This window comes from Nonomuraea sp. NPDC052265, assembly GCF_044547985.1.
Taxonomy (GTDB): domain Bacteria; phylum Actinomycetota; class Actinomycetes; order Streptosporangiales; family Streptosporangiaceae; genus Nonomuraea.
In genome coordinates, this window is the sequence record NZ_JBIUBJ010000002.1 from 75,786 (window position 1) to 88,093 (window position 12,308).

A 12,308-nucleotide genomic window follows, 5' to 3' on the forward strand; every position below is an offset into this window, starting at 1 on the left:
GGCGCATGACGTTGAGCACCACCCCCGCCCCCACGCGGACCCGCAGGATCCACCGCGCCTGGTGGGTCGCGGCCGTGGCCTTCGTGGCCATCCTCGGCGCGGCCGGCTTCCGCGCCACCCCCGGCGTGCTGATCACCCCGCTGCACGACGAGTTCGGCTGGAGCACGGGCACGATCTCGTTCGCCGTGTCGATCAACCTGGTGCTCTACGGGGTGACCGCCCCCTTCGCCGCCGCGCTGATGGACCGCTTCGGCATGCGCCGCGTGGTGTCGCTGGCGCTGCTGCTGGTCGCGGTGGGCAGCGGGCTCACCGTGATCATGACGGCGAGCTGGCACCTGCTGCTGTTCTGGGGCGTGTTCATCGGGCTCGGCACCGGGTCGATGGCGCTGGTGTTCGCCGCCACGGTGACCGACCGCTGGTTCGTCCGGCACCGGGGGCTCGTCACCGGCATCCTGACCGCGGCGGGCGCGACGGGGCAGCTCATCTTCCTGCCGGTGCTGGCCCGGCTGGCCGAGGGACCGGGCTGGCGGGCGGCCTCCCTGACGGTGGCCGGCGCCGCGCTGGCGGTGGTGCCGTTCGTCTGGTGGCTGCTGCGCGACCACCCCGAGGAGGTGGGCACGACGGCTCTCGGCGCCGAGGCGGGCGCCGTACGGACGAGGCCGGCCGCCGGGAACGCGGCGGCGCGGGCGCTGACGGTGCTGCGCTCGGCCGCGCGCACGCGCGCCTTCTGGTTCCTCGCCGGCGGCTTCGCGATCTGCGGCATGAGCACGAACGGCCTGGTCGGCACCCACTTCATCCCCGCCGCGCACGACCACGGCATGGCCGAGCCGGTCGCCGCCGGGCTGCTCGCGATCATCGGGATCTTCGACATCGCCGGCACGGTCGCCTCCGGCTGGCTCAGCGACAAGGTCAACCCCAAGCTGCTGCTCGGCGTCTACTACGGCCTGCGCGGCCTGTCGCTGATGTTGCTGCCCGGCCTGTTCGCGGCCACCACCGAGCCCAGCATGCTGATCTTCATCGTGTTCTACGGCCTGGACTGGGTGGCCACCGTGCCCCCGACCGTCGCTCTGTGCCGCCGGATCTACGGCCAGGACGGCGCGGTCGTGTTCGGCTGGGTGTTCGCCTCGCACCAGGTGGGCGCCGCGATCGCCGCCGTGGGCGCGGGCCTGACCCGCGACCACCTCGGCGCCTACGACCTGGCCTGGTACGCCGCCGGCGCCCTCTGCCTCCTGGCCGCGGGAATGTCCCTGGCCATCCGGCATGCTAGACGGTGATGAACGAGACCGAACTGATGGTCCTCCCCCTGGTGGTCAGGATCGAGAGGGCCGCTCCCCCCGAGCGCACCGACGCGCTGGAGGCCGCCGCCATGGCCGTGCTGAGCCTGCTGGACGACCCGGGGGAGTGGGCCGCCGAGCTGCGCGCCTGGCAGTCCACGGGCAAGATCCGCAAGGTGGTGCGCCGCGCCAGGGGCGCCGAGTGGCGCAGGGCCGCCGCGCTCCCCGGCCGCACGATCGAGCACCGCACGGCGGAGGTTCGGGTGCATCCGCCCGTCCCGCTCGACGCCTGGCCCAAGGACCTGGCCCGGCTCCAGGTGGGCGGCACCGAGCTGGGCGACACGGCCGAGCCCGGCGACCCGCCCGGACCGCCGGTCCTGTGGGAGAACCCGAAGCTGACCATGTCGGCGGGCAAGGCCATGGCCCAGGCCGGGCACGCCGCGCAGCTCGCCTGGTGGGCCAGCGACGAGGCCGAGCGGGCCGCCTGGCGGGCGGACGGCCTGGCGGTCTCCGTACGCGCCGCGCCGGACCGGGACGACTTCGACGCCAAGGTGGCCGCCGGGCTGCCCGTGGTGCGCGACGCCGGGTTCACCGAGATCGAGCCGGGTTCGTGCACGTTCGTCGCCGAGGCGCCCTGGCTCCTCGGGCGGGTGGCTAGATCGTGAAGATGTCGGCCAGCACGCCGCCCGCCGGGGTGATCCGGGCGGGCGACGGGCTGTCGTGGACGACCATCAGCCGGCCGTCGGGCAGCACGGCCAGCCCTTCCGGATGGTCGTCGCCGACGCCGTAGGGCAGCTCCAGGACCGTCTCCAGGTCGTGCGCGGGCACGAGCCCGCCGCCCTGCCGCTCCCGCCAGCGCACGACCCGCACGGGGCCGTCCAGGCTCATCGTGGGGCCGGTGAGCAGCAGCAGGTCGCCGCCGTGCGGGCACATGTCGCGCACGCCCAGCCCGCCGAGGTCGAGGAAGTGCTTGCGGTACGGCCCGTCCAGCCGTAACCGGCCGCCGCCGTCGTCCACGGGCCGGATCTCCAGGACGACCGCCCAGCCGCGCAGCACCGGCCCGCGCAGCCCCAGGTAGACCCGCTCGCCCACGACCGCGATGCCCTCGATGTCGAGACCGTTGTCCTTGCCCGGCAGCGCCAGGAACGGCGCCAGGTGGCGGTCGCCGGCCAGCATGGCGGCCACGTTGCGCTCGCCCGACAGGATCGCGCCGGGCAGCGGACGCTCGCCGGACTCGTCCAGCGGCAGGCGGACCAGGATGAACCGGTTCTCCTCCCGGACGACCGTGCCCAGCCTCTTGATCGACTTCTCCGGCTGCCCCGGCTTGGCCTTGCGGCGCTTGAGACTGTGCGAGCCGACCGCCCACAGGTGGCCGTCGGCCCTGGCCAGGCCCTCGATGTCGGCCTCGTCGTGGCGCCCGGCCGGCAGCTCGACGTAGTCGGCCAGGGCGAACGAGCGCTCGTCGCCGAAGTGGTCGCCGGTCCAGGTGAGACGCTCGACGGTGGCGGTCTCGTCACCGGCCACCCACAGGCCCGCCGGTTCCCACCTGACCGCCGAGAGGTTCGTGTGCGTCTGGGCGAACCGGGAGTCCTCGCCGAACCGCAGTTCCACCTGTTCCACCCCGCCATGATTGCACTTCGGTCGCTTCACACGCGCAATGGCGGGATATGTCGTACGCTCCCGTCGTGCTCCATGGGGAAGATGAGACCGAGGGTTCACGAGTGAGAACCACAGACCGCCCTGCGACCCCTGTTTCACCGCCCAGGCGCTCCCGCATCGGCGATGTCCGGATGCGGTCGATATATCGGGGGCTCGCCGTCGTGGCGGCCGTGGCGGTCGGCGCCACGGTGATCGTCCTGGCGCTCCCGTCCGGGCCGGACGAGGTCGTGGCGGGGCCGGTAACCGCGCCGCCGGCCGCACCCGCCTCGTCCGCTCCCGCCCCCACGACGTCGGCCACCCCCACGCCGACGTCGCCTCCCACGCCGGCCCCCACCCCCATACCGTCGCCGGGCGCCTCCCTCGCGCCCGGTTACACCGCCATGCAGGCCCTGTACGCCGACCCGCGCGTGCCCCGGCTGACCGGCCGGGTCAAGCGGATGGCCCTGCCCCGGCCGGCCAAACTCGTGGTGAAGGACAAGCGCACCGGCCTGGCCGTGCCCCGGCTGGGCAAGCCGTGGAAGACGCACGGGGCGGCGCCGTTCACCAGCAAGCAGGTGTTGCCGGCCGCGGGCGGCGGCAAGCTGCGCGGCATGCTCGTGACCTGCCCGCTGCCGATCATGGAGCAGAAGTCGCCGCGCGACACGGCGCTGCTGGCCGCCCGCTGGACGCTCAACCACCACCCCAAGGGTTCCAAGATCAGCTGGCTGGCCTCGCAACGGGTTAAAACCGGATGGATGCTCGTTTTTCGCGTCAAATACGGCAAACATTCCTCCCGAGCGGCCGTCGTGGTCATGGACGGGGGAATGAGCAAGCCAGGACTTGCGTTCGTCACAGTGCCTGACTCGCAGAGAAAGCGTTGGCGTGATATTGGCCGCGTGGTCTCGGGAGTGCGTGTTCTAGGCTAGAAAGATCATGTATGCGGCGATGTGGGGGAGTGACGCCGTGGAACGCTCTGGACCGCCGCAGGCACCGAACAAGGGCAAGGTCAAGCCGCCCTGGCGCTCGGAGGGCCTGCCCGGTTCGCCAGGTGGGCGGCCCAAGATCAACTGGTGGCGATTCGTCGTCACCCTGCTCGTGGTGTACGCGGGCTTCTTCGTCGTGTCGTCGCTGGTGGACAGCAACTCGGTCGAGACGATCTCGTACACCGAGTTCACCAAGCAGGTCGATGCGAAGAACGTCAAGGACATCTACGCCCAGGGGCTGTCGGTCGAGGGCGACCTGAGGAGCCCGGCCAAGAACCCCGAGAGCAGCGAGTCCTACACCAAGTTCCAGACCGAGATCCCCGCCTTCGCCAACACCGACCAGCTCGATCAGCAGCTCAAGTCGGCCCAGGTGGAGACCACGTCCAAGCCGCTGACCCGCGGCTTCTTCTCCAACCTGCTGCTGTCGCTGCTGCCCGTGCTGCTGCTGGCCGGCCTGTGGATCTGGGTCATGCGCCGCGGCGCCAGCATGATGGGCGGCGGCCTGAGCGGGCTCGGCAAGTCCAAGGCGGCCAAGCCGGTCGAGGCCCACAAGGTGCGCGTCACGTTCGACGACGTCGCGGGCATCGACGAGGTGGAGAACGAGCTCGTCGAGGTCGTCGACTACCTGAAGGACCCCGACAAGTACCGCAGGCTGGGCGCCAAGCTGCCCAAGGGCGTGCTGCTCGCCGGCCCTCCCGGCACCGGCAAGACGCTGCTGGCCAGGGCCGTGGCGGGCGAGGCGAAGGTGCCGTACTTCTCGGCCAGCGCCTCCGAGTTCATCGAGATGATCGTCGGCGTGGGCGCCTCGCGCGTCCGCGACCTGTTCGAGGAGGCGCGCAAGGTCGCGCCGTCGATCGTGTTCATCGACGAGATCGACGCCATCGGACGGGCCCGCGGCGGCGCGGGCGGCATCGGCGGCCACGACGAGCGCGAGCAGACGCTGAACCAGATCCTCACCGAGATGGACGGCTTCTCCGGCGCCGAGGGCGTGATCGTCATCGGGGCCACCAACCGGCCCGAGATCCTCGACCCGGCGCTGCTGCGTCCCGGGCGCTTCGACCGTACGGTGCAGGTGGGCCTGCCCGACGCGGCCGGCCGCACGGCGATCCTGGAGGTCCACTCGCGCGGCGTGCCGCTCGACGGCGAGGTCAGCCTCGACCGCATCGCCAAGACCACCCCCGGCATGACCGGCGCCGACCTGGCCAACCTGGTCAACGAGGCCGCACTCCTGGCCGCCAAGCGCGGCAAGGAGAAGGTCGACATGTCGGACTTCGCGGACGCGCTGGAGAAACTGCAGCTCGGCGCGGCCCGCAGCATCGTGATGCCGGAGGAGGAGCGCACCCGCACCGCCTTCCACGAGGCCGGGCACGCCCTGCTCGGCATGCTCCAGCCCGGCGCCGACCCGGTCAGGAAGATCTCGATCATCCCGCGCGGCCGGGCGCTCGGCGTCACGCTGTCCACCCCCGACACCGACCGCTACGCCTACGACGAGCAGTACCTGCGCGGCCGCATCACCGGCGCGCTCGGCGGCATGGCGGCCGAGCAGGTGGTCTACGGCATCATCACCACCGGCGCCGAGAACGACCTCGAACAGGTCACCATGATCGCGCGCGGCATGGTGGGCCGCTGGGGCATGTCGGAGAAGGTCGGCCCGTTGACCATCCTGCCCAACGACGGCTCCTCGCCGCAGGCGTCGCCGGCCACCCTCGCCACGGTGGACGAGGAGGCGCGGCGCATCGTGGACGAGTGCTACGAACGCGCCGTCCAGGTGCTCACCGAGAACCGGGAACGGCTCGACGGCATCGTGGCGGCCCTGCTCGAACGCGAGACGCTCGACGAGGCGAGCGCGTACGCCGCCGCCGGCCTGGCCAGCGGCAGCAAGCAGCTCGCACTCGACTGAGCCCCGGGAGACCCGCCTTTCCCGAGACTTAGGGGAACCCCGGCCTTGCCTCGATCACGGCCGGGGAACGTCTCCCGCGACTCGGATCGGGGGACTGTCTTGACACTGAATGACGAGCTTCTCACCCAGCTCGGCGACTCAGGCGTAGACCAGATCGCCGGGATGCTAGGCACCGACACGGCCACGGCGCGCAAGGTCATCGAGGCCGTGGCCGGTACGGTGCTCGGCGGCATGGCCCGCAACGCCGAGCACCCCGACGGCGCGGAGGCCCTGCGCGGCGCCCTCGACGACCACGTCGACACCGACCCCTTCAACGGCGACGTGGCCTCGCTGACCCGCGACGGCCACAGCATCCTCGGCCACGTCCTCGGCGGCCAGGGCACCGAACGGGCCGCCGCCGGGCTCTCGCAACTGGCCTGCGTCAGCTCCGGCACCATCATGAGACTGCTTCCCCTCGTCGCCCCCATGGTCATGTCCCTGCTGGCCAACCGCGCCGCCAAGGCGAACATGGACGCCTCCGCCCTCGCCGCCGACCTGCGCCAGGAGCACGCCTCGCTCCCCGGCGGCCTCGGCCACCTGCTCGACGGCCTGCTCAGCGGCATCTTCGGCGGCGCCGTCCCGGCCCAGGGCGGCCCCTACGACCCGGCCGACCGGCAGCCCGCCAGGGGCACCCCCAACCACGACTGGTGACCACGCGGGCCTTCGGTAAGCTGGGGCGGTGATCGTTCTGGCCTCTGCCTCGCCCACCCGCCTCACCGTGCTGCGCAACGCCGGCCTCGACCCCAAGGTGATCGTCTCCGGGGTCGACGAGGACGCCTTCTCCGCGCACTCCCCGGCGGCGCTCAGCCTCGTCCTGGCCAAGGCCAAGGCGGAGGCGGTCGCGAGCGGGCTGGAGGAGGGGCTGGTCATCGGCTGCGACTCCATCCTCGAGCTCGACGGCCGCCCCTACGGCAAGCCGGGCACGGCCGAGGAGGCCGCCGAGCGGTGGCGGATCATGCGCGGGCGCACCGGCCGCCTGGTGACCGGCCATTGCGTGATCGACGTGCCGGCGGGGCGGCAGGCGGCGCAGGTGGCCACCACCGTGGTGCGCTTCGGCCAGCCGTCCGAGGAGGAGATCGCCGCCTACGTCGCCACCGGTGAGCCGCTCGGCCTGGCCGGCGGTTTCAGCATCGAGGGGCGCGGCGGCTGGTTCGTCGAGGGCATCGAGGGCGACCACGGCAACGTGCTCGGGGTGTCCCTGCCGCTGCTGCGCGAGCTGTTCGACGAGCTGGGTTACGCGGTCACGTCGTTCTGGCGCTAGCCTGCCGGGCATGCGATCTCTGCGCGACTTCGCCGCCGGCGTCGGCTTCTTCTTCCAGGGTCTCGGATGGGTGTCGCGGCATGGCCGGTGGTGGCTGTTCGGGCTGATCCCGGCAATGATCGCGTTCGCCGTCTACGTGGTGGCGCTGATCCTGCTCGGCACCCACGCCCGCGACCTGGCCGAGTTCTTCACCCCGTTCGCCGACTCGTGGAGCTGGGCCGACCTGTTCCGCACGCTGGTGGGCATCGCGCTCTTCCTCGGCGGGCTGGCGCTGGCGGTGCTGACGTTCGCGGCGCTGACGCTGGCGATCGGCGAGCCGTTCTACGAACGGCTCTCGGGCGAGGCCGACCCGCTGCCGGAGGCGGTGGAGCAGCCGTGGTGGCGTACGCTGCCCCGCTCGATCAGGGACAGCCTGATCACCCTGTTCTATGTGCTGCTGTTCACCGTGCCGCTGTTCTTCCTGGGGTTCGTGCCGGTGATCGGCCAGACGGTGGTGCCCGTGGTGGGGGCCTTGGTCTCCGGGTTCTTCCTGACGGTCGAGCTCACCACGCTGGCCCTCGAACGCCGGGGGGTGTCCAGGAAGGAACGCTTCGCGCTGCTGCGCCGGAACATGGCCAGCACGCTGGGGTTCGGGGTGGTCGGGTTCCTGCTGTTCCTGGTGCCGCTGGTGGCGGTCGTGATGATGCCGGCGGCGGTGGCGGGCGCCGCCCTCCTCGTACGCGCCCGCATCGCCCCCACCACCCCCGCCCCCACCCGCGACCTGACCCCACCCACGACCTGACCCACCTCGACTTCGACTCCACCGGGAGGAACGAAGCCCGGCGGGTCGGCGGCGGCCCTGGCGTCCGGGTTCGGCGCGCTGTCCATCGGCTCCGACATTCAGCGCGGCGGCACTCTGATCGTGCCGATGCCGGGCTCGCCGTGGAGTGTCCGGGTGGTCGGTCCCGCCTTCTCGGCGTGACGGGGTGATCACATCGTGAATTATGGTCCGGTCCAACTGGATATACGGGATTAATAGCCATTTAGAGACAGGACTAAAAGGTGGATTTCGTCCCCAAAGCCGTGTAAGGCGGAGCTAAGGTGATCGACATTCACCCCAGGGAACCCCCCGACTGGAGGCCCTTTGTCAACCCATCGACGGGCGGTGCCCGCCGTCCTCCTCGCCTTGTCCTGCGCGCTCAGCGCGGGCGTGGCGGACGCGTCGGCTTCGGCGGCGCCGGTGAGCGTCGTGCTCACCTCGACCAACGACGTGTTCATCAGTCAGGTCGCGCCGGAAACCGTTTACAGTAGCGCCGAGTGGATGTCGGTCTGCGTCAAGACCTGCAACGGCGCCACCAACGCCGAGCGCAGAGCCCTGATGCAGTTCAAGGTCTCCGGCGTCCCGGCCGACGCCCAGGACGTCAAGCTGACGCTCCAGGTGCGCCCGACCCGGACCACCGACACCACGGTCAGCGCCCACAAGGTCACCGGCACGTGGTCGCAGGCGACCACGTCCTGGACCTCCAGGCCCACGTTCGGCACAGCGCTGACCACCCGCACCGGCTTCACCGCCGACACGACGGCCGACCTGGACGTCTCCAAGGCCTACACCGGCAACGGCACCTACTCCTTCGGCCTGACCGCGTCCAAGGGCCCGGTGGCGGTGCTGTACTCCTCACGCACGACCGGCAAGGGGCCGAGCCTCAAGGTCACCTACACCCGGGCCACCGCGAGCCCGAGCCCGACCGCGAGCCCCACCACCACGGCCTCGCCGACCGCCAGTCCCACTGCCAGTCCCACCGCCAGTCCCACCGCCAGCCCCACTGTCAGCCCGACACCAAGCCCCACGGCGACGGGCGCTGCGCCCTGCCTGCCATTCGACAAGCCGGCCGCCTCGACGCTGCGCTCCTACGACAAGAAGGTCTTCGCCTTCTACTTCCCGCCCTATCCGCTGTCCATCGACAACAAGGATCCGGCCAAGGACCAGTACGCCTCTTGGTTGGACCCCGCGGGCTCCAACGGCATGTACGCCGCGCAGGGTGGCCACTCGCGCGACCGGCCGCTGACCCGCCCGGTGCGCACGGGCGACTGGCGGCAGGCGGACTTCGAGGTCGAGGTACGCCAGGCCATCGCCATGGGCCTGGACGGCTTCATCTACGAGCATCACACGTCGGCCACCGACCAGCGCTTCAACCAGTTCCCCAAGATGCTGGCGGCGGCCAAGGCGGTGGACCCGGGCTTCCGGATCATGCTGAGCCCGGACTTCCCGACCACCAAGGGCGCCGCGCCCGACAAGGTGATCTCCGATGTCCTGATGGCCAAGGGGCACCCGTCGCTGTACACGTTGCCCGACGGGACGATCCCCCTCGCGCCGTTCTACCCCGAGCGCCAGACCCCTGCCTGGTGGGACGCCCTGCGCGAGAAGCTGGCCGCCCAGGGCATGAAGACGGTACTGGTGCCGATCTTCCTGGACTGGAGCGGCTCGGGCAAGACCGAGTGGAACGACTCCGTGGCCGGATACTCCTCCTGGGGTGTCCGCTGGCAGAGCTCGACGGACGGCTACCGCAAGTCGGGTGTCGAGGCGGCCAAGCGCGGCAGGTTCTACATGGCCCCTGCGGCTCTGGAGGACGTGCGCCCGCGCGACAAACGCTATTGGGAACCGTCCAACAGCGGCACCCTGCGGCAGTCCTTCGTCAAGGCCATGGAGGGTGACGCCGACATCGTCAACCTGCTCACGTGGAACGACTACGCCGAGTCGTGGCTGGCGCCGTCGGTGGAACGCGGCTACGCGCCCGCCGACGTCATCGCCTACTACACGACCTGGTTCAAGACCGGTAAGGAGCCCAGCGTCAAACGGGACGCCTTGTACTACTTCCACCGCAGCCACCGCACCGACGCGCCGTTCGACGCCTCCAAGCAGACCATCGGCCCCATCTCCATCCCCTACGGTGACGCGGCCACCGACAACGTCGAACTGCTCGCCTTCGTCAAGGAGGCGGGCACCCTGACCATCAGGCAGGGCGACGACGTACGGACCAAGGAGGTGACCGGACCCGGCATGGTGTCCTTCAAGGCGCCGATGGTGCCCGGGACGACCCCCGTCTTCGAGCTGAAGCGGAGCGGCAAGGTCATCCAGACGGTCAAGAGCGACACTCCGATCGTCAAGAGCGTCGTCTATCAGGATCTGATCAACCACGCAGGCGGCGGCGTCCCCTGCTCGCGCCCGCTGTAGCGGTCGCCGCCTCCCGGCCCGACCTGGGCCGGGAGGCCCGGCAGGACCTGCACGCCTGGTCTCGTCGCGACGCCCTAGCGGGGTGCCGGGCATCCAGTCGCCCGCGTGACGCCCGCTCCGCGAGGCCCCTCCTGCCCTCCCGGTTGTCCACAGGGGCGTCGGCGGGTTGCCTCTCATCCACAGAACCGCGCTCGGGCGTTTTCGGGTCGCGCCTCCCCGGCACCCTTGACGCTCATGACGACCAACGCCCCGGCCCCCTGCCTCACCCTCACCAGCCCGGCCGACATCCTGGCCGCCGTCCCCTATTTGGTCGGCTTCCACCCCCACGATTCTCTGTCAAGTCACTGTGTTCAGTTCTAGGCGCTCGTCGGGAGCACCTCAGTTGCGTCTGCCCACCGAAAGTCCTGAGGCTCATGTCCAAGCTAGCGGCGGACTGCGATTTCGCAGGCCACAGTGGTTACGACCTGAGCACCGTGTGCCGTGCGGTGCCCAGGATCGAGCCAGTAGGTCATCTCGGGCAGGTACTGGCACCCAGGCCATGATGCGAGCCGCGGTCATGGCCGCGAGGGCGTTATGACCTGTTCATGACGCTGCCCGAGCGGGGGCGATGCTGTCCTCAGGGTTCGGCGGCTCGGCCGAGGTGAGAAGCAAATTGAAGACCTCGGATGGCGAGATGTCGGGATCCCGAGGTGTTTCACCCTCCAGCAGCCAGTTCAGGGCCGTCGCCAGAACGTGGGACGGGACAAACCGGCCGCGTGCATGCACCACTCGCCAGGCAGAGGGCGGCAGTGCTGCGAGCCGCCAGATCGTGGCATCGGCTTCATATCCATCCGGGACCAGAATGCCGAGGTCCTGCCAGAAGGCGAGCAGATCGATCATGGTATCGATGGGAGGATTGTCGCAAGCCTCGACCAGGACCTTGAAGCCGGTCTGCCATACCTCGCACATGCCTTGGCTTGCGTTCATATGGCGGCGCAGTTCCTGCACGGCCGGGTGCTCGTCCAGTTCAGGTGCTTGGCCGAGGGGCGGCAAAGCAAGATCAGGGGGCTGGATGCCGTCCCAGATGTCCGATTGAAGCCACTGCTCGCCATGAGACCAGCGCTCCGGCGCCTGAGCTGCGGCTAGCTCGGCCAGCCGGCCGATCGTGGCACGAGGGCAATTGAGCAGAGCCCTGATGATCTCCGCTGAGCGAGGGCAGAGTGAAGGCCAGCCACTGTCGTACAAGGCGAGCATCGCTTGCTCGTCTTTGCCCAGCGTCAGCCCGGAACACCCGTCGAACGCCGCGGCCTGGCGGGGACGGCTTGGTGTGGCTGGCTGTTCGAGACGGTGCGGGCGCGTGCCGTAGCGGGCGATCCAGGCTGCGGCCAACTCCACTCGGTGCTCATCAAGCGCATCCATAATGGCTTGCATCCGCCGGTCTTCGGCTGCGCGCAGTTCGTCGCGGCGCTGCCGTTCAGCAGGAGCGAGGTGCACGGCGCAGTGCGCTGAGCCAATTCCCCTGACGATGGTCTTGGCACAGCGTTCCTTCTTCACCGTAGCGCCAGCGCACTGAGCGTGAGGGTCAGGATCCTCGCGATAGGCAGCCTCCATTTCCCGGGAAATCTGTGGGTCGATGCACGGCTGGGATAGGTCCACATCCGGGCGGACTTCAGCGGGGTCGGTCCCCGCCTCACGGGCTTGGGCGAAGATGGAGCGGACCCGAGGCGGGCCACTACCCCAGGCCGGAGCCAGCGGCAGCCGCGCCTCCATGATGGCAGTGGCATGCGCGGCGTTGAGCAGCATGTCGCAGGCTTCGCGATAGACGTGCAGCTCTTCGCTGAGATTGAGCCGCATGCCGTTGATCAGCTGCAGGATGTTGCGGATCTCCCAGGACAGCTGAGCGGCCTGCATGAGCAGCCAAGCCGGGGAGAAGCCGCCGTGGTGGTCGCGACGGGGCGGGGCGATGGTGCGGGCCACGGCGGAGCGACCGTTTCGGGAAGGGGGCATACATCTCTCCAAGGAC

Annotated in this window: 10 protein-coding genes; 8 read left to right on the forward strand and 2 right to left on the reverse strand. The window is 70.3% G+C overall.

All coding sequences use genetic code 11. The annotated features are described in order from the left end of the window. The first annotated feature begins 5 nt into the window (after positions 1-5). Together ACIHAD_RS05440 and ACIHAD_RS05445 are read left to right on the forward strand one after the other, a co-directional pair. A complete protein-coding gene (locus ACIHAD_RS05440; protein WP_397353131.1) occupies positions 6-1,274 on the forward strand; it encodes an MFS transporter in 1,269 nt (422 codons plus the stop codon). Next, the gene (locus tag ACIHAD_RS05445; RefSeq protein ID WP_397353132.1) at positions 1,274-1,939 is read left to right on the forward strand and encodes a peptidyl-tRNA hydrolase; all 666 of its coding nucleotides are present in this window, start codon (positions 1,274-1,276) and stop codon (positions 1,937-1,939) included. The genes ACIHAD_RS05440 and ACIHAD_RS05445 overlap by 1 nt, the downstream gene beginning before the upstream one ends. Here ACIHAD_RS05445 and ACIHAD_RS05450 read toward each other — a convergent pair. Beyond that, positions 1,929-2,894, reverse strand: a complete 966-nt coding sequence (locus ACIHAD_RS05450) for a DUF3616 domain-containing protein (protein ID WP_397353133.1) — start codon at positions 2,892-2,894, stop codon at positions 1,929-1,931. The genes ACIHAD_RS05445 and ACIHAD_RS05450 overlap by 11 nt on opposite strands. A gap of 170 nt (positions 2,895-3,064) precedes the next feature. Here ACIHAD_RS05450 and ACIHAD_RS05455 point away from each other — a divergent pair, with 170 nt between their 5' ends. The 6 genes from ACIHAD_RS05455 to ACIHAD_RS05480 all read left to right on the forward strand — a co-directional run bounded on the left by ACIHAD_RS05455 (position 3,065) and on the right by ACIHAD_RS05480 (position 10,306). Continuing rightward, complete coding sequence (locus ACIHAD_RS05455; RefSeq protein WP_397353134.1) at positions 3,065-3,838, forward strand: hypothetical protein; 774 nt, start codon at positions 3,065-3,067, stop codon at positions 3,836-3,838. 37 nt (positions 3,839-3,875) lie between these two features. After that, complete coding sequence (ftsH, locus tag ACIHAD_RS05460) at positions 3,876-5,795, forward strand: ATP-dependent zinc metalloprotease FtsH (protein ID WP_397353135.1); 1,920 nt, start codon at positions 3,876-3,878, stop codon at positions 5,793-5,795. 99 nt (positions 5,796-5,894) lie between these two features. Beyond that, complete coding sequence (locus ACIHAD_RS05465; RefSeq protein WP_397353136.1) at positions 5,895-6,485, forward strand: DUF937 domain-containing protein; 591 nt, start codon at positions 5,895-5,897, stop codon at positions 6,483-6,485. Between the two features lie 28 nt (positions 6,486-6,513). Beyond that, positions 6,514-7,095 carry a Maf family protein gene (locus tag ACIHAD_RS05470; RefSeq protein WP_397353137.1) on the forward strand — a complete coding sequence of 194 codons (582 nt, stop codon included), beginning with the start codon at positions 6,514-6,516 and terminating at the stop codon, positions 7,093-7,095. A gap of 10 nt (positions 7,096-7,105) precedes the next feature. Beyond that, the gene (locus ACIHAD_RS05475) at positions 7,106-7,876 is read left to right on the forward strand and encodes an EI24 domain-containing protein (protein WP_397353138.1); all 771 of its coding nucleotides are present in this window, start codon (positions 7,106-7,108) and stop codon (positions 7,874-7,876) included. A 363-nt stretch (positions 7,877-8,239) separates the two neighbouring features. Continuing rightward, positions 8,240-10,306 carry an endo-1,3-alpha-glucanase family glycosylhydrolase gene (locus ACIHAD_RS05480; protein ID WP_397353139.1) on the forward strand — a complete coding sequence of 689 codons (2,067 nt, stop codon included), beginning with the start codon at positions 8,240-8,242 and terminating at the stop codon, positions 10,304-10,306. Positions 10,307-10,888: 582 nt separating this feature from the next. Here the strand turns inward: ACIHAD_RS05480 and ACIHAD_RS05485 are convergent. Further along, positions 10,889-12,262 (reverse strand): hypothetical protein, encoded by a 1,374-nt coding sequence (locus ACIHAD_RS05485; RefSeq protein ID WP_397353140.1) that lies wholly within the window; start codon positions 12,260-12,262, stop codon positions 10,889-10,891. Between the last annotated feature and the right edge of the window lie 46 nt (positions 12,263-12,308).